Origin of the sequence: Pediococcus siamensis, from assembly GCF_047220215.1 — a bacterium.
Taxonomy (GTDB): Bacteria; Bacillota; Bacilli; order Lactobacillales; family Lactobacillaceae; genus Pediococcus; species Pediococcus siamensis.
The window spans coordinates 655,702-673,869 of sequence record NZ_CP178375.1 but is presented as its reverse complement, the minus strand read 5'-3'; the positions used below and the strand labels follow the sequence as shown (position 1 = coordinate 673,869).

The 18,168-nt window shown below is 41.8% G+C and carries 17 protein-coding genes and 2 other annotated features; of the genes, 4 read left to right on the top strand and 13 right to left on the bottom strand.

The window, feature by feature from the left end; genetic code table 11:
- Nucleotides 1-87: 87 nt before the first annotated feature.
- The 12 genes from ACLJJ6_RS03230 to ezrA all read right to left on the bottom strand — a co-directional run bounded on the left by ACLJJ6_RS03230 (nt 88) and on the right by ezrA (nt 14,256).
- Entirely contained in the window at nt 88-939 is an 852-nt protein-coding gene (locus tag ACLJJ6_RS03230; RefSeq protein WP_412990006.1) for an amino acid ABC transporter substrate-binding protein, read from the bottom strand.
- 17 nt (nt 940-956) lie between these two features.
- Entirely contained in the window at nt 957-1,592 is a 636-nt protein-coding gene (locus ACLJJ6_RS03225; protein WP_412990005.1) for an amino acid ABC transporter ATP-binding protein, read from the bottom strand.
- A gap of 11 nt (nt 1,593-1,603) precedes the next feature.
- Entirely contained in the window at nt 1,604-2,257 is a 654-nt protein-coding gene (locus ACLJJ6_RS03220; RefSeq protein ID WP_412990004.1) for an amino acid ABC transporter permease, read from the bottom strand.
- Nucleotides 2,258-2,419: 162 nt separating this feature from the next.
- Nucleotides 2,420-2,648: a binding site (T-box leader), on the bottom strand.
- Between the two features lie 78 nt (nt 2,649-2,726).
- Complete coding sequence (mreD, locus tag ACLJJ6_RS03215; protein WP_412990003.1) at nt 2,727-3,272, bottom strand: rod shape-determining protein MreD; 546 nt, start codon at nt 3,270-3,272, stop codon at nt 2,727-2,729.
- Between the two features lie 22 nt (nt 3,273-3,294).
- Nucleotides 3,295-4,140 carry a rod shape-determining protein MreC gene (gene mreC, locus ACLJJ6_RS03210; protein ID WP_412990002.1) on the bottom strand — a complete coding sequence of 282 codons (846 nt, stop codon included), beginning with the start codon at nt 4,138-4,140 and terminating at the stop codon, nt 3,295-3,297.
- Between the two features lie 119 nt (nt 4,141-4,259).
- Nucleotides 4,260-4,931: a RadC family protein gene (radC, locus tag ACLJJ6_RS03205; protein WP_412990001.1), complete on the bottom strand. Its 672-nt coding sequence runs from the start codon at nt 4,929-4,931 to the stop codon at nt 4,260-4,262.
- A 41-nt stretch (nt 4,932-4,972) separates the two neighbouring features.
- On the bottom strand, nt 4,973-6,292 hold the full coding sequence (locus ACLJJ6_RS03200; protein ID WP_412990000.1) for a bifunctional folylpolyglutamate synthase/dihydrofolate synthase: 1,320 nt from the start codon (nt 6,290-6,292) through the stop codon (nt 4,973-4,975).
- 78 nt (nt 6,293-6,370) lie between these two features.
- On the bottom strand, nt 6,371-9,034 hold the full coding sequence (locus ACLJJ6_RS03195) for a valine--tRNA ligase (protein ID WP_412989999.1): 2,664 nt from the start codon (nt 9,032-9,034) through the stop codon (nt 6,371-6,373).
- A 41-nt stretch (nt 9,035-9,075) separates the two neighbouring features.
- Nucleotides 9,076-9,280 (bottom strand) — a binding site (T-box leader).
- Between the two features lie 26 nt (nt 9,281-9,306).
- Nucleotides 9,307-9,813 (bottom strand): peroxiredoxin, encoded by a 507-nt coding sequence (locus ACLJJ6_RS03190; RefSeq protein ID WP_412989998.1) that lies wholly within the window; start codon nt 9,811-9,813, stop codon nt 9,307-9,309.
- Nucleotides 9,814-9,907: 94 nt separating this feature from the next.
- Nucleotides 9,908-11,125: a tRNA uracil 4-sulfurtransferase ThiI gene (gene thiI / locus ACLJJ6_RS03185; RefSeq protein ID WP_412989997.1), complete on the bottom strand. Its 1,218-nt coding sequence runs from the start codon at nt 11,123-11,125 to the stop codon at nt 9,908-9,910.
- Between the two features lie 16 nt (nt 11,126-11,141).
- Complete coding sequence (locus ACLJJ6_RS03180; RefSeq protein ID WP_412989996.1) at nt 11,142-12,287, bottom strand: cysteine desulfurase family protein; 1,146 nt, start codon at nt 12,285-12,287, stop codon at nt 11,142-11,144.
- Nucleotides 12,288-12,546: 259 nt separating this feature from the next.
- Nucleotides 12,547-14,256, bottom strand: a complete 1,710-nt coding sequence (ezrA, locus tag ACLJJ6_RS03175) for a septation ring formation regulator EzrA (RefSeq protein WP_412989995.1) — start codon at nt 14,254-14,256, stop codon at nt 12,547-12,549.
- A gap of 162 nt (nt 14,257-14,418) precedes the next feature.
- Between ezrA and ACLJJ6_RS03170 the strand changes: the two genes are divergently transcribed.
- Nucleotides 14,419-14,889, top strand: coding sequence for a GAF domain-containing protein (locus tag ACLJJ6_RS03170; protein ID WP_412989994.1), 471 nt, complete (start codon nt 14,419-14,421; stop codon nt 14,887-14,889).
- A gap of 190 nt (nt 14,890-15,079) precedes the next feature.
- Nucleotides 15,080-15,688 (top strand): 30S ribosomal protein S4, encoded by a 609-nt coding sequence (gene rpsD, locus ACLJJ6_RS03165; RefSeq protein ID WP_412989993.1) that lies wholly within the window; start codon nt 15,080-15,082, stop codon nt 15,686-15,688.
- Nucleotides 15,689-15,737: 49 nt separating this feature from the next.
- Here the strand turns inward: rpsD and ACLJJ6_RS03160 are convergent, their stop codons facing one another.
- Nucleotides 15,738-16,328, bottom strand: coding sequence for a DUF1054 family protein (locus tag ACLJJ6_RS03160; RefSeq protein ID WP_412989992.1), 591 nt, complete (start codon nt 16,326-16,328; stop codon nt 15,738-15,740).
- A gap of 87 nt (nt 16,329-16,415) precedes the next feature.
- On the opposite strand from ACLJJ6_RS03160, the gene ACLJJ6_RS03155 reads away from it, so the two are divergent.
- Together ACLJJ6_RS03155 and ACLJJ6_RS03150 are read left to right on the top strand one after the other, a co-directional pair.
- The gene (locus ACLJJ6_RS03155) at nt 16,416-16,871 is read left to right on the top strand and encodes a YueI family protein (RefSeq protein WP_412989991.1); all 456 of its coding nucleotides are present in this window, start codon (nt 16,416-16,418) and stop codon (nt 16,869-16,871) included.
- Nucleotides 16,872-16,882: 11 nt separating this feature from the next.
- Complete coding sequence (locus ACLJJ6_RS03150) at nt 16,883-18,157, top strand: replication-associated recombination protein A (RefSeq protein WP_412989990.1); 1,275 nt, start codon at nt 16,883-16,885, stop codon at nt 18,155-18,157.
- Nucleotides 18,158-18,168 lie beyond the last annotated feature (11 nt).

Genomic DNA, 18,168 nt, shown 5'->3' with positions numbered 1-18,168 from the left:
ATGCCTTTAGCCAAAAGAAAAATAATATCAATCCCCATTAGAATAGCGTTTCTCGCTACTCAATGCAAACCAATATTATTCTTGTTTTTAACTTTCAGGTTGGCTGACCACTTTCGCTGTCTTGCCAAACCACTTTTCGTTAATTTTTTTTAAAGTTCCATTTTTATAAAGCACGTACAATCCATGGTTTATTTTTTTCCTTAAAGTTGTATCACCTTTACGCATCCCAACCGCAAATTTTTCTTTCGGAAACGGTCCATCAATTTCTCGGTAGGCATCGGGATCTTTTTCATGTTTAATGTAGTAGCCAGCGTACACACTATCGATTAAAAGCCCTTGAATACGGTTCGCATTTAAATCAATAAACGCATCATTGAACCCATCATACAAAACAGGCGTCTTATCTTTAATTCGATTTTTCAGTATTCCCGGTTGACGATCCACATCCTGTGCACCAGAAGAGCCACTTTGAACACCCAAAGATTTGCCGGTCATTTTTTGAAGGCTCGTAATGTTTTGTGTTCGGCGACTTACCAAAACTTGTTCATTATTTAAATAAGTATGACTAAAAGCGACTACCTTTTTGCGTTCAGGGGTCACTGTAAACCCATTCCATATGAGATCAATGGTTCGATTTCGTAATTCAGTTGTATTCATCGACCAGTCAATGCTTTGAAAATCAACTTTGATATTATACAACTTAAAGACAGCTCGCGCCAAATCAATATCATAACCGGATAATTCGCCGTTTTTCTTTTGGAATCCCATGGGTACGAAACTGTCGTCCAATCCCACAATGACGGTGCCCCGTTTTTTAATTGTGTGCCAATAATCTGTCGTATTTGCCCGTTGCGTTGCATTTTCACAGCCACTTAAACTCGGAAGAATGACCATGCAAACCGCCAGCACCAGCAGCATAACTTTTAGGCGTTTTTTCATTTTCACGACCTCCAAATCTATTTGACTGGAACAACCTGCAATTTTTGATCAGCAACTTCATTGGCAAAATCCATGTCATGTGTCACCACAATTTGGGTGATTCCATCTTGCTTCAACCCCTTAATAATGTCGCGAACCTCTCCACGCAATTCGGGATCCAATGCTGACGTTGGCTCATCATAACACAAGATTTTAGGACGCATCGCAAGGGCCCGAGCAATAGCAACTCGCTGTTTTTGCCCACCTGACAACTGGTAGGGATAAAGTTGCTTTTTGTCATCCAATTGGAGCCGTGCCAAACGCTGTAAAGCTTCGTCCTGAACAGTTTTCGCATCTTGTTTTAAAACGAGTTGCGGAGCCAGGGTGACATTTTCTAGAACCGTCAAATTAGGAAAAAGTTGGTAGTCTTGAAAAACAACGCCAATCGTACTCTGCTTCCCCGTTTCTTCAAAGGGATTGAATGCCACTCCGTCAAGATAAAAAGTACCGGCATCAATTTTTTCTAAACCGCTAATGCAACGTAACAAAGTCGTTTTACCTGCTCCGGACGGTCCAACAATTGTCAGAATTTCACCATCATCCACAGTGAAGGATAAATCATCAATAATTAAACGGTTGTTAAACTTTTTTGTTAAATTTTCAATTTTTAACATGCGAATTCCCCCTAACGCCAGTAAGCATAGTGCTTTTCTACTCTTCGTAATAGGTACGTACATACTGCGGTCAAAACCAAGTAGATGGCACCAACCAGAACCAATGGAATCAAAGTCACATCCCGCGAAGAAGCTACATTTCCAGCTCTCAGGAGATCGCCAATACCGATGACATAGACCAGTGATGAATCCTTGACTAAGTTGATGACTTCATTGCCAATTGAAGGTAGCACGATCTTGGCAACCTGCGGAATGACGATTTTACGAATCGTTTGCCAGTAAGTCAGCCGTAAAACTTTTGCTGCCTCATATTGACCGCGATCCACGGATTGTAACCCACCGCGAAAAATTTCTGCAAAGTAAGCGGCATAATTTAGAATAAACGCAAACAATGCGGCGTCATAGCGTTCAAAGACAATGCTGCTGACAATCGGTAAACCGTAAAAGACAAAAATAAGTTGTAACAGTAATGGTGTTCCCCGCATCAGCCAAACGTAGAAGTTAAGCACATATTTGACCGGCCGAAATTTTGAAACCAAACCAAGGCCAAACAGCATCCCCAGTGGTAAAGCCCCAACCAGCGTCCAAAAGAAAATCTTCAGGGTCATGGTAGTTCCAGCTAATAATGATGGCAATATTTCCGATATGTAATGTAATGAAAGCATATCCATTCCTCCCAATCTATAAAATAAAAAAACGCCCACTTGAATAAATCATTATTCAAGAGGACGAGTAAGCGCGGTTCCACCTCTGTTCGTAATTACTTCACAGTAACTACCTCACCAAGTTGTGTGAACCACAAAAAAATCCTCTTGGGTAAATATACCCAAGAGGACGCATCTACGTGGTTCCACCTCATGTTTCTGATAATTTCACAATTACCAGCTCAACAAGTTATAAGTCACAACTCTAAGAGATAACGATCACCCGTACTTTCCTACTTGGATCAGAAAGTAAACTCGCAGATGTGTTTCGAACAAGGTACATGCTTTAATCTCACCATTTAAAGCTCTCTGAGATGATTCCCTGATCTACTCTTCCGTTCATTGTTTTTAAATATTGTATTGAATATAAAACATTAATTTCAACGCGTCAAGTCTTTTTTCTAAAAAAATAAATTCTAATGCGCTGAATTTAATTTAGACTGCGGAAATTTGCCCCCCGCGTATGCCGGAAAAGGCTCTTAATTGGTAAGTAAAGAATAACAAAGAAACATAAGTTCAGTGCCAACGTGGGGGCTAAATTATACGCAACAAAGCCTGCCGAAGTAACACTCGTGTAGTGAACCATGGCAAAAACGATATAAAATGCACTTTCGTATAGCGTTAAAGCCAAAAAGAAAGTCAGCAAAATCGAAAGAAACGTAGGTTTAAAAAAGACCTTTACCCACTGCACAATGATAACAATAACCGGTAAAATAAACATATTAACCCCAAAAACGCCGGTATAATACCAGTCAAAGACTAATCCCACACCTGCTGCCCAAGTCGCAATTGGTAGCCTAGTTTCTCCTTCAAAAAAGATAGCCAAGATCATCCACAGCACTGTCAAATTGCTTACCATGGAATAAGGAAACGCAAATAACGACCCAGAAAAAATCAGATTAATGGAACCATCTAAAAACAATGCAAGGAAAAAACCGATGGGGAAAATATACTTAATTTTTGCACTCTGTAACATTTTATTCCTCCATCCTTAGCAGTTAATTGACTTCTGCCACCGAAACCACGTTAATGCTACTCATGTCGGTCGCCGGTTTGATATAAATTTCTGTTGCCAAACCACTAGAATCTTCTTTAACGGCGGCTACTTTACCTACATACAACCCTTTAGGCGTAACGCCCCCGAAACCAGATGTTGTGACTAAGGCGCCTTTTTTGACTTTTGCTTTTGTCGTCACTTGTCCCATGACAATCTCATTTGTTTGCCGATCAAAACTAGTAACAATGCCATTAATCGTATCTCCGGCCTCGTCTTGAACCTGAATCGCGAACCGGTTAGCCGAATCACTACTATCACTGATCAATTCCACTTTGCTTGTATTGTGACTGGCTTCAATCACGCGACCAATCAGCCCTTGGCCCGCAACGACCGACTGATTTTTCTTGATTCCAGAAAGTGTCCCCTTATTAATAACCACAATGTTTTGCCAAGAAGAAGGCGCACGGGATATCACAGTTGCTGTCACAAGTTTATAATCCGTCATTGAAGATTTCAGACTAACCTGCTTTTTTAGTTGTTTATTTTCTTGTTCTAAGGCCTGACTGCGTGAGCGTACAGCTTCCAGTTGGTCAACCTTACGTTTTAACCGCGCATTTTCTTGATAAGTACTGATGATTGAATTTAAGGCTTGTGAGGTATTACGAATGGCATTCATAGGGTAAGCCACTACTCGATCCACAAGTCCAATCGCATCATTGCCGACCTGTTGGATCACCGGAGTTGATGATTTTTTTCGGCTAGTTACCGATAAGGTCACTAATCCGGCTGCAATAATCAGACATATTACAGTAATCACTAACTTTCGATTTGAAAAAAACTTTTGCATGGCAGACCCTCCGGAGATTATTGATATCAATTATTCTGTAAACACAATCTGTATTATACCACAGAAAAAATGCCCATTGTGAGCAAGCTCGGACTATTTAACGCACCTTAAGAATTGTCTTAAAGGAGCCGTTGCTCGGCAAAACTGTAGTAATTCTCGCTTCCCGTAATGATGTGGTCTAATAATTCGATTCCCAGTAAAACACCACATTCTTTCAACCTTTTTGTAAACGAAATATCCTGTTTAGAAGGCTTAATTTCTCCACTAGGATGATTATGGGTAATCATAATCTTATTTGTTCCTATGCGCAAAGCCTCATGAAAAATCTCACGCGGATGAACAGTAGCCGAATTCAAACTCCCCTTAAAGATTACCTTTTGATAAATAATTTTATTTTTGGTATTGAGGCAAAAAAGGGTCAACTGTTCCTGTCGAAAACGACGTTGAATTTGAATGAGCCGTTCACCAACTTGCCGACTACCAAACACTTCCCCAATAATTTTTTGGGGCGCCAATTCGATCCGGCGTCCGAGTTCCACAGCAGCCAAAAATTGCCGATTCAGGCTTGAAAAAGGACTAAAGATTTGCGCGCGTTCTTCGTTGTACAGTAATGAAAACAAGGATAAATCCGGCAGTAATTCCCAAAAATTCTGAATTAGTTGTGCTTGCTGTTTTTCGGGGAAACGCTCAGTTAAAAACAGCTGTAGCAGTTCCTCATTTGTAAATTGAGCCAATTCGTTAGATTTTTTATTTGGCACTTCAACATGTTTTAGTTGTCCATACTTTTCCATTAGTCATCACTCTCCTAAAAGAAAAATACGCACGACCTGCTTTACTCTACGAATAACTTACGAACGTCAGAAATAAAGTATAAGGATCCGGTAATTAACAGCATATCCTCGCTAGACATCTCTTGGGTAGCTTTTGCAATCGCCAGTTGCCAGTTTTCTTGAGTTTCAATGGGATGAGCAGTTTTGACATTGGTTACTAATTCAGTTAAGTTGGCCACTTGACGCGTGCCCGGTCCGGTGAAAGTTGTGGCAATAATGTGGACATTTGGCAATTTTCCGATTGTTTGGACCATTTGGTGATACTGCTTGTCCGCCAAAATGGCAAGAATGACATACACATCAACCGTTTTAAAATGGGCCCTAAGCAAATTCGTGATTTCTTGGATTGCCGGCTCATTATGCGCCCCGTCGAGAACCACGAGGGGGTGTGCATTGACCCGTTCAAACCGTCCTGCCCAAAAAGCTTTTGCTAAGCCCGTTTTGACTGTTTTCTCTGAGACTGGTAACTGGGCTTGCTGCATAAACACCAAGTATGCTGCTAAGGCTGTCGCCGCATTATTGATTTGGTAATCACCAAGCATCTTAATTTTTAACTGTTTGGCCCTAAATTTGGGTGCCGTAAAATTAAATTCTTGGCTCCACAAATCGTGATAGTGCCGACCGCTTACCTGGTACTCTTCGCCAAACCGAAATACGGGGCTTTGTTGTGCTGCTGCTTGGGCTTCAATGACAGCTAATGGCTCAGCGGCCAGTTTGCCAATGACAGTTGGAATGTTTTTTTTAATAATTCCGGCTTTTTGGGCCGCAATTTCGCCAAGGGTATTTCCAAGCAATTTCATATGATCAAACCCAATATTGGTGATAACCGCTACTTCAGGAACGACCACGTTGGTCGAATCTAGTAGCCCACCAATTCCCACTTCAACCAAAACCAGATCTGCATGACCTTCCGCAAAGTAGGTAAACATCATAGCGGTCACAATTTCAAATTCGGTTGGCCCCCCTTCTGGTAGGGTCGCATCGAGATGTGCAATTACGGGCATGAGCTTTTGTACCAAACGTAAGATTTCGTCATCCGCAATGGGCACCCCATTAACGCTAATACGCTCATTAAAGCGCGTTAAAAATGGCGAAGTGAAGGTGCCCACCTGATAGCCACTTTCTTCAAGCAAGCCCCTTAAAAAGGTCAAAGTGGACCCCTTCCCATTTGTTCCGGCAATGTGGATGGCTTTGATTTTGTTCTGAGGATTCCCTAAAGCTGCCATAAATTTTTCCATGCGTTTCAGTGTAGGAATCTTTTTAAATTTTGTCCGGCCATGAATAAAAGCAACTGCTTCTTCATAATTTGTAACTACCGTCATAGCTAACCTCCCATAAAAATGAGAAAAGAGACTAGTTACCACATTGGGAAGAATAGTCTCTTTTCATCAATTTAACCTTTATTGTGCATTCTGAATCGTCGTTAATCGCTGCTTAGTAGCTTCAAGTTTGGCCTCATAATCAGCTTGTTTTTGACGTTCTTTTTCGACAACCGCTTCGGGTGCATTGGCAACAAATCGTTCATTACTCAGCTTTTTAACTGCTCGTTGAACTTCGCCAGTATATTTTTCAACTTCCTTTTGAAGGCGGTCAGCTTCCTCTTTCAGATCCACTAGTTCGGCAAGCGGAATATAAACTTCCGCATCTGTGATAACAGCTGACATTGCCAAATCTGGAACCGCCAAATCGGCACCAACTTCAAACTTATCCGGATGACAGAAACGTTCAATGTAGTCCTGATTATTTTCAAATAAGGCCTTGAGCTCGGTATTTTCTGTTTTAACTAGTAAGTCAACTGAACTTGACATTGGGGCATTAGCATCCGCACGAATGTTACGTACAGCTTTAATCAGGTCGATTAAATGGCCCATATCATTTTCTGCCTGTTTATTGACCAATTCAGCGTGAGTGACAGGGTAAGCTGCAGTTACAATTGAGCTCCCTTTATGCGGCATTGCTTGCCAAAGTTCCTCTGTCACAAATGGCATAATAGGATGCAGTAAGCGTAATGTCTGATCCAAAACATACGCCAAGACATTGCGGGTATTGGCCTTAGCCTGTTCATCATCACCCGTTAGAATTTCCTTACTCATTTCAATATACCAGTCACAAAAGTCATCCCAGATAAATGTGTAAAGTGCCCGGCCCGCTTCGCCAAAATCATAGGCATCGAAGAAACGGGTAACTTGATCCACAGTTTCATTTAATCGGCTTAAAATCCACTTATCAGTTAAATTCCACGTGTCAGCGGCTGGCAACACTGGCTTGGTCATGGTTCCTAAATTCATGATAACGTAACGACTAGCATTCCAAATTTTATTGATAAAGTTCCAAGCAGCATCCATTTTCGTGTAACTAAACCGAATATCCTGCCCGGCTGTTGAGCCCTGAGAGAGGAACCAGCGCAGCGCATCTGCACCATATTTATCAATCACGTCCATTGGGTCAATCCCATTCCCCAATGATTTACTCATTTTGCGCCCTTGCTCATCACGAATCAAGCCATGGAGCAAGACATCTTTAAATGGTGGTTTCCCTGTAAATTCTAGACTTTGAAAAATCATACGAGATACCCAGAAGAAGATGATATCATAGCCGGTTACTAAGGTACTTGTTGGGAAATAGCGTTGGTAATCAGCCGAATTTTCGTCCGGCCACCCCATGGTCGAAAACGGCCACAGGGCACTGGAGAACCAAGTATCCAAAACATCGGGATCTTGTTGCCAATTTTCACTATCTTCAGGTGCTTGCTCGCCGACATAGGTTTCTCCCGTTTGTTTGTTATACCAAGCAGGAATTTGATGCCCCCACCATAGCTGACGGGAAATAACCCAATCATGGGCATTCTCCATCCACTGCGTAAAGGTATGTTCAAAGCGCTCTGGCACAAAGTTGACTTTTTGGTCTGACTTTTGATTTTCCAAAGCCAGCAAAGCCAGGTCCTTCATCTTCACAAACCACTGTGTTGACAACCGCGCTTCCACTTGGACACCCGTCCGTTCGGAATGCCCCACACTATGCACGATTGGGTCAATTGAAATCAGGTAATCTTGCGCCTTTAAATCTTCAACCATAGCTTTGCGTGCCTCAAAACGGTCCATGCCTTCATATTTACCCGCATTTTCGTTCATTGTGGCATCTTCGTTCATCGTGTTAATCCGCGCTAAATCATGACGGTTACCCACGTTAAAGTCGTTTGGATCATGGGCTGGGGTGATCTTAACCATCCCGGTTCCAAATTCAGGATCTACGTATTGGTCGGCGATAATTGGAATATGCCGTCCTTGCAGCGGCAAGACAACCTCTTTGCCAACCAAGGCTTTGTAACGTTCATCACTTGGATTCACCGCAACGGCAGTGTCCCCAAACATCGTTTCTGGACGGGTTGTCGCAATTTCGATATAAGGCTTACCGTTAAACGTATCTTCTGGATTAACAAAAGGATACTTCACATGGTAGAAAGCCCCTTTATCATCTTTATGAATAACTTCAATATCGGAAAGGGCCGTTCGTGCTTGTGGATCCCAGTTAATGATATATTCACCACGATAAATCAAACCCTTGTTATAGAGACTGACGAAAACCTTCCGAACCGCTTTTGAAAGCCCATCATCTAGGGTGAATCGTTCACGAGCATAATCTAAGGATAATCCAAGCTTGGCCCACTGCTGATGAATCACATCTGCGTACTCATCTTTCCATTCCCAAACCTGCTTGATAAACTTCTCGCGGCCCAGGTCGTAACGTGAGATTCCCTGTTCCCGTAATTTGGCTTCTACTTTAGCTTGGGTTGCGATCCCGGCATGGTCCATCCCAGGCAACCATAACGTATCATAACCCTGCATTCTTTTTTGCCGAATCAACATATCTTGTAATGTTGTATCCCAGGCATGACCCAAATGTAACTTGCCAGTCACATTTGGCGGCGGAATCACAATAGAATATGGTTTTGCTTTTTTGTCACCACTAGGTTTAAAAAGGCCTTGATCCAACCATTGCTGATAGCGTCCCTGTTCAACTGCTTTGGGGTTATACTTTGTTGACATTTCTTTTTTTTCTGTCATTTGAACATTCCTTTCTGCACAAAAAAAGCATACTCATCCTTTAAAAGGACGAATATACTTCGCGGTACCACCTAATTTGGGTTTTTAACCCCACTTACTTCTTTTTTAACGGAATACAAATTTCCGGCTGCCCTTACTCTCAGTTCAGAACAGCAGCTCACAATCTACTATACACGCCTTATAAGAGTTTTCAGCCAAGACTCTTTCTCTGAAAGCAGCGTGTTTTCCTTTGCTCATTGCCTGTATATTGAATTTTAGCCAACAATCTTTATTTAGTCAACCTCAGGTGCGTACTTTTTTACGGCATCTAAAGCTTCAAGATAGTTAGGTTCGTCATGGATTTCAGGGACGATTTGTCGATAAACAATCTTGCCCTCTGCGTCAATAATAAAAATTGTCCGTGCTAAAAAACCTTCATTCGGGATATATACCTTCATTTCGTAACCTAAAGATAATTCTTCATCCGATAAAACCTCAAGATTACTTACGCCCTCAGCGGCACACCATGCCTTTTGTTCTTGGATGGTATTATTGGAAACCGTGACGAAGCGCATTGCGGGATAATGATCCGCTTGCTGATTAAACTTTTTGGTCTCCAATTTGCAAACCCGTGTATTTAAGTCTGGAACCGTGCTAATAAGCGTTGGTTTACCGAGTAAGTCTCGGGTTTTGACCTTCTGGTTCTCAGCATTAAATAATTTAAACTTTGGTAATTGCTCGCCAACCTCCGGAGGATTCCCAAAGAGGGCAACTTTTTCTCCGTTATTTAGAACATCCATGCCTATCACTCCTCAAATCCAATAAATTTAACTATCAAAAGATTAAACTAAACATAACCCATTCTGAGCGAAGAATCAACAAAAAAGTGGTGTTTTAAAGTAGTTCTGCAAACACATCTTCATTTTGATTTAAATAATTCTGACCGGGCTTTATCTCAGAGACTTCAATGCCAGCAATAGCCTCTTTCATTAAACCTTCAACGTCAATTTTTGCTTCGTAATAGCGTGACCGCTCAGTATCCGGTCGCGTTTTAGGCGACGGTGGCGCAAAAATCGTACAGCAATCTTCAAATGGTAAAATGGAGAGCTCATATGTGTCGATAGCCTTAGCTTGCTTAATGATTTCAGTCTTATCCAACGAAATTACCGGCCGTAAAATAGGCATGTTAGTAACATCATTAATGGCTTCCATACTTTCCATGGTTTGAGACGCAACCTGCCCCAAAGACTCACCATTAAAGATGGCCTTGCCGCCACGCATCTTAGCAATGGCAACCGCGATTCGTAACATCATGCGGCGCTGAACGGTCATGAGATAGCCTTCCGGCACTTTTTCTTTAATTTCTTCTTGAATTTTTGTGAACGGCACTTGAATAAACTGCAAGCTTCCGCCAAATGCTGCTAATTTAGAGGTTAATTCCTTCGCTTTGGCCAGCGCTTGTGGGCTTGTGTACGGCGGACTGAAGAAGTGAATCATCTCCATATCTACGCCGCGCTTCATTCCTAAATAGCTCGCCACAGGGGAATCAATTCCCCCGGATAGCATCATCATACCTTTCCCAGCGGTTCCCACGGGCAAGCCCCCAGCTCCCTGAATAGTTTCACTAGACAAAAAGACCCCATTATGCCGGACTTCAACGCGAAGAATAAGATCCGGATTCCGCATTTTAACGGTTGCATCTGGGAAGTTATCTAACACAAAGCCGCCCAACTCTTCATTAAGTTCATTGGTATCCATTTCAAAATGGTGATCCGAACGGCGCGTATTTATTTTAAACGTCATTCCGGGCTTGAGCTGTTCTTGCATCATCTTTAAAACACCGTCATGAATTTCAGGCAAAGTCCGACCGACTTTTAGTGACGGCGAAAAGTTCTGAATGCCAAAAACTTGTTTCAGGCGTTCAATGACCGCCGTTGAATCCTCGCCATTAAGCGTGACATGCGTACGATCGCGTTTTGGATGCACTTCCACCTTAGGGAAACTATGGAGGCTTTTACGAATATTACCACCCAGGCGATTCACAAAATCACGTTGGTTCTTCCCCTTAGTTGAAAGTTCACCGTAGCGAACCATAATTTCTGTATACTGCATTTTGGTAACTCCTTAATTAATTTAGTTTTGAAAACTCTTGGTACAACTTATCAAAGACCGCGTTAAACTGTTGGGCCTCAGCAACGGTGTTATCGGCATCTAGACTTACCCGAATTGCACTTGTGGCAATCTCGTCTGGGGTGTGCATCGCCGCCAGGGTACTTGATTCAACGTGCTTCTTTGAAGAACACGCACTTGTGGTGGAAATAAAAATCTGCTCTTGTTCAAAAGCGTGAACCACAGTTTCTCCACGAACCCCTTTAATTGCAAAGCAGAGAATGTGTGGCGCAAAGCCATCATTACGTTGCGTAAACATCGTCACATTTTCAAACTGACTCACATGATCGTAAATGGTTTCTTTAACCCTTTGTTGCTGCTTTACTTTTGTAGCTTCGTCCGTAAGTAAGAGGCGTAAGGCCTTGGCCATTCCAGCAATCGCAGGTAGATTTTCGGTACCACTCCGCTGATTCTTTTCCTGACCTCCACCAGTCATTAAAGGTGCCAGTCGCCGACCTTCACGCGCATAAATGAACCCAATTCCCCGTGGCGCATGAAATTTGTGCCCTGAAAAAGTAATAAAATCAACCCGGTCGTTGAAAATTTGGTCTTGAATCCCCTTTCCAATTCCTTGAACCGCATCAATGTGAAAATGAATTTTGGGATAGGCCTTGAGTACTTCGGCAGCTTCCTTAATCGGTTGTAAGGTACCAATTTCATTGTTTACGGCCATAATCGAAACCAAAATTGTATCCGGGCGAATGGCCGCTTTCAGATCAGCAATCGAAATTCGTCCCGCTTTATCAACAGGTAAATACGTGATTTCATACCCCAGCTGCGCTAATTGAGCCATACTATTAGTAACCGCCGGATGTTCAACGGCTGTGGTAATAATGTGCTTACCAAAAGCACGCTTCTCAATGGCTGTTCCCTTTACAATCCAATTATCTCCCTCAGTTCCACCGCTTGTGAAGAAAATCTCGTGTGGCTTTACGTGAAGCAAATCTGCAATTTGTTTGCGCGATTGTTCCAGCAAATTAAACGCGGTTTCTCCCATGCTATGCAAACTGGAAGGATTGCCCCAAATTCGTTCACTCACCGTTTGATATGTTTGTAATACTTCTGGTGCAACTTTTGTGGTTGCACTATTATCAAAATAAATCATGCTTTAAAATCTCCTACCATTTAGTTCCTTATGGGATCCATTTATTTGCTAACGGTTAAGTCACCTAAAAATCATCCCAAGTCTTGATTTAGCACCTGTGACAATTGCCAGTCTGATTAACCACCTGAACTTGAGCTAATTCTATTAACTTCATCTATAATACGCAAAAATCCTTCTAAAGACAAAGAATTTTATTTATCGGCTCTGAAAATAAAAAACAGCCCGGGCTTAAATACACCTAGACTGTTCTATACTGCTTCTAATACTGGGTACTCTTTTGTTGTTGATAACTGGCAGTGAGCTTATCAACCATGCCGGGTTCAACACTTTCCAAAGCCCGACTAATCACACTCAGGCTTTGGGCATAATCATGATCTTCATCAAATAACTTTTGTGCGCGTTTGCTAGCCGTATCCACCGTCTCATTGCTATGGCGATAGCGATTCGTATATTGAATAATTTCTTCGCTTAAAGCCGCATTATCGGTCAACTCAGTGGTCTTTTTCGCCAAAGTCTGAATATCCTTATCGATCATCCCAAGCTGGCGATCAATTTGCTTCATATCAATTTTGACCTGATTCATATTTGCAGACAGCTTCTCAAGCTCGTCACTGACAACGAAGAAATAATCCATATAACTCGCTGGAATGCCCGGCAGGTTCAAATTCTCAATGTGCCGTTTGATTTCGTGAATCTCCATATCAAACTGACGAAGTGTCCGCCGTGCGTCCTTTTCTTCTTCTATTAACTGTTGAATACTATCATTGATTTCGGTCTGTTTCGATTCGATCGTTTCCAATTGATCATTTTCAGCGTGCATGCGTTGCAGGATTTCGGAATAGACAACTGGTTGATTGGTAATTGCTTCGGCATCCTTATCATGCTCATTACGAATATCTTGTAACTGAGTTTCCAGTTCGTGAGCCTGTTCATCTTCATTATGATTCAAAACGTAGCTCTGACCCAAACGATCGATTTCAATCAACAAAGTATGACTCTGCTTTTCTGCATGGGCAATGTAATCCGCAATTGTTTGAAAGCCGCCGTCGACTTCTGTACGAGCATCAATTTCTTTTTGCATGACATCATAAAGACTATCAATGCGATCAGCAATGAGATCGTTATTGCTTTTTACGGCTTCTAAACGCAGATTTCCTAGCGTATCGAGGTTTTCGGCAATTTTTTGTTCCAGTTCATCAATTTCATCAGGAATTTGATTATCAGCAAACGCATAGTTATGGTTAATTAACTGCGTATAACCACCTTTGATCTCGTCCAGTTGACCTGGAAAATCTTCATTTAACTGGATATAAAGTGCTGGAATGGTATCTAACTGATCCTCAAGTGCTTTAGTATTACTGTGTAATTGCTGTAATTGATCATTTGCCTTTTTGTGATCGCCGCTCTCCACTGTTTTGGCAAAATTATTAAACGCATTTTCTAAACGTTGTAAACTGTCATTCAGCATATCAACGCTTGGGCCATACGTCATATCTTTTGCCAAAAGATTTTTGCGGAGCTCTTGATATTTATGCTGTAAAACTTTAACTTCATTGCGTTGATCGTCGTCTTCTTGTTTAATCTGATCCAAAGCCGCTTGAATGCGATCTGATTCCGATTGAATAACTTGCACAGCAGCTTTAATTCCCGCGACATCCGAACGTGCATCAAAAATTTTCATATCATTGACATTTTGCTGACCATTTTGAGCTAATTCATCAATTTCTGGAAATTTATTGTTTTTCACATTTCGGTAGTCATCTTGAAGATTTTGATATTCTTCTAAGGAAGAGCCCGCCAAATTCAGATTACCAACCTCGTCAAGTTCACTTGCAACGGGCAAATCCATCAAATCAGATTTTTTATTGAGAAGATCCGTAATCTGTTTTAATAAGTATCGCTGATACAAAACAATTCCTACATATATAAGAATTGCGACCACGATTATAGCAATTAATACACTCAACATGAGAACCCCATCCTTTGTCTACGTCATTATTCATTTAAAATGAATTTGTTGCTTTCTTGTTTTGTTCAATATAAAATAAGATCCAAGTTAAATTATAGCATAGGATTTTACAGTTTCACTATGCGATTTTTATATTTCTAGTCCAATTTGGAGGAATTATTTATGGCACAAAAAACACTTTCACTTATGAACCAACAATTAGATGCCCTTTTAACCGGCGAAACCAACTTAGTTGCCAACATGGCGAATGCTTCCGCGCTTTTAAAGACAAGCTATACCGATATTAATTGGGCAGGATTTTATCTTTATGACCAAGAAAAAGATGAACTCGTTTTAGGCCCATTCCAAGGTAACGTGGCCTGCATGCATATTGCCAATGGCAGTGGTGTTTGCGGCACAGCCTTTAAAAAAGAAACCACTTTACGCGTTGCCAACGTACACGAATTTGCCGGTCATATTGCTTGTGATAGCGCAAGTAATTCCGAGATTGTGATCCCATTGATTAAAGAAGGCCACAAAATCGGTGTTCTTGATATTGATTCCCCTTCACTGAACCGCTTCTCACAAGAAAACCAAGCTGAGCTAGAAGACTTTGCGGCTGTTTTCTTATCACATATTGACACTAAAGCTTAATCTGTTGTACACTGGTTATTGTGTAAAATAATGCAGCGGTGAGTGGTAAGCTCGTCAACAGACTGGTGCCTTTAATGGTTCAATTAGTAACCTGCGGCTGCAAAGGTGAAGATTGCAAAACAGGCTGCACGAATACTAAACTCACAATCGGATTATTTTACTCCAACAAAATTATTGGAGGATTTATTTTATGTCTCGTTATACAGGACCAAGTTGGAAAATTTCACGCCGCTTAGGGATTTCTTTAAGTGGTACCGGTAAAGAATTAGCTCGTCGCCCATATGCCCCTGGGGATCACGGTCAAAACAACCGTCGTAACGTCTCAGAATATGGACAACAATTACGCGAAAAACAAAAGTTACGTATGATGTACGGTTTAACCGAACGTCAATTCTCTAACTTGTTCAAACGCGCTGGTAAGATTAATGAAGGTAAACATGGTGTTAACTTCATGATCTTACTCGAACGTCGCTTAGACAACGTTGTTTACCGTTTAGGTTTAGCTACAACTCGCCGTCAAGCTCGTCAATTAGTTAACCATGGTCATATTACTGTGGATGGCAAACGTGTGGATATCCCTTCATACGAAGTTGAAGTTGGCCAAGTAGTCAGTGTTCGCGAAAAATCAAAAGATTTGAAGATCATTGGTGAAGCTGTTGAAGCCGTTGTGGGTCGCCCTCAATTTGTTCAATTTGATGCTGATAAGTTAGAAGGTTCCTTAACTCGTCTCCCAGAACGTGACGAATTAGAAGCTGATATTGACGAATCACTAATCGTTGAATACTACAACAAGCTTTAATTTTCGGCTTAAAAAAGGCATTTGGATTATGTATAATCCAAATGCTTTTTTATTTATCCCAAATTTGAGAAAGTTCCTGAATAGTCGTTTGAATAGTAGCCAAAAGCTCGTCTTCGTCACTTGAACGGAGGCTTTGACGATCAAAAGTCTTCCCAATCAAAACTTCACGACTTTTTTGAGTTTGATAGGCCGTAACTGCCTGAATTAAAGGCTCTTTTGTTAAAGCCTGAACAGGTTTAGCCATATGGTTCGTTGAAAGTTGAAAACTGCTGTCCAGTTTTAAGAAATCGGCTTGCTTTGTCTGCAATTTCAAAACAACTGGTTGTCGCTCTTTTATGTTCACTTCACAAGCCAACCAAATAAATAGACGATCATCCCAAAGTCCCACCTCATAATGCGGGATCATTTTGTAACCTCGCGTATTCTGTCCAAAAGCGATCCACGTATTTGGTGGCGGATTCAGATGACGGCGAGCGTGTTTAGCAATAAATGCTTTATATCCCCGTGCTTCTTCGTTCAGGATAGGAAGGACCCCACTCGCCACATCCTCAAAAAAAGGATCAACCCGCTGACGAATTCGTGCAAGTCTGCCCTGGACAGTCTGATCTTCAAATGCAGAAAATAATTGTTCTTCAAACACTAGCATCCCCCCATTCATGAAACAAGCTTGCTTGCGTTGAAAATGATATACTTAGCATAATACTACCGAGAAAGGATCGTGAGCGCAATGCCTAAAGATAATGAAGTAGATTCACGACTACAAAATGCCATCCATGGCACCCCCAAACTCAATCCTGATGAACAGCGGCACTATCTGGGAACATTCAGAGAACGGGTAGCGTGTACGATGACCGTTGCCGAAATCAAATCGGCTCACTACCAAACAGCCTTCATTAACCAAATGAAGCAGTATCCTAACGCACAGCTTTTTATTAATGGTAATTTAAACGCTGCTGACACACAACCCTATCTTCGGGCGGCTAACGAACTCAATTTAAAATTTACCATTAAAACCGACCAAATCTATGGCACCGACGAACAACAATTAGCACTAGTCCTGGCAGCGCCGCAATCCCTGAATATTGCCGAAGTCGACGTTACTCATTTTGTTCCGGAGAAAAAAACTGATCAACCCCCAAAACCTAAATCACTATTAAGCAAATTAAAAGATATTTTGAAATAGGAGTCTTTATCATGCAACAACCCTTAGCTTACCGCATGCGACCCAAAAAAATTGAAGAAGTTGTTGGTCAACAACAACTCGTGGGCCCAGGAAAGATTATCGCCCGAATGGTGAAAGCTAAACTACTTTCCTCAATGATTTTATATGGTCCTCCTGGTACTGGAAAAACGAGCATTGCGAGTGCCATCGCTGGTTCCACTAAGTATGCCTTTCGCAAGCTCAACGCTGCCACAGATACCAAAAAAGATCTCCAGGTAGTGGCTGAAGAAGCCAAGATGAGCGGAACGGTCATTTTACTTCTTGATGAAATACACCGCCTGGATAAAACCAAACAAGATTTTTTACTCCCTCATTTAGAGAATGGACGCATCATTTTAATTGGCGCCACAACGGAAAATCCGTATATTTCGATTAATCCGGCCATTCGTAGTCGTACCCAAATTTTTGAAGTTTTTCCTCTAAAGCCTGAAGATATCCGCTTGGCCATTGAACGGGCCTTGGCAGACAAGGAAAATGGCTTGGGAACCCTGAAAGTTCATCTTAGCGATGAGGCGCTAAATTTTCTAACGCATGCCACTAACGGCGACTTGCGCAGTGCACTGAACGGGTTAGAACTGGCGGTTAAATCTACAGAACCTGACCAACATGATCACATTGAAATTTCGCTTGAAATTGTGGAAGAATGTTTACAAAAAAAGGCACTGACACAAGATAAAAATGGTGATGCGCATTACGACGTGATTTCTGCTTTTCAAAAATCAATCCGTGGTAGCGATGTCAACGCCGCTTTGCATTATATGGCCCGTTTGGTCGAAGCGCGCGACCTTTTGAGTATTGCGCGGCGGTTAATGGTGATTGCTTACGAAGACATCGGCCTAGCTAATCCGCCTGCATGTGCCCGAACGGTTACGGCTGTCCAAGCAGCAGAAAAATTGGGCTTTCCCGAAGCACGGATTCCTTTGGCAGATGCAGTCATTGAACTTTGTTTATCGCCTAAATCAAATTCGGGAATTTCAGCCATGGATGCCGCCTTAAGTGATGTGCAGTCTGGTAATTATGGCGATATTCCGGCTGATTTAAAGGATGCGCATTACAAAGGCGCCAGCAAACTGGGGCATGGCGTTCATTATAAATATGCACACGATTACCCTAACGATTGGGTTAAACAGCAATACTTGCCCGACAAACTGAAGGCGGCCACCTATTACGAACCCAAAACAAATGGAAAATTTGAGACGGCCTTAGCCGAGCAATATAAACGGCTGATGCATGCCCAGCGAGATTAACTGAGAGCCAA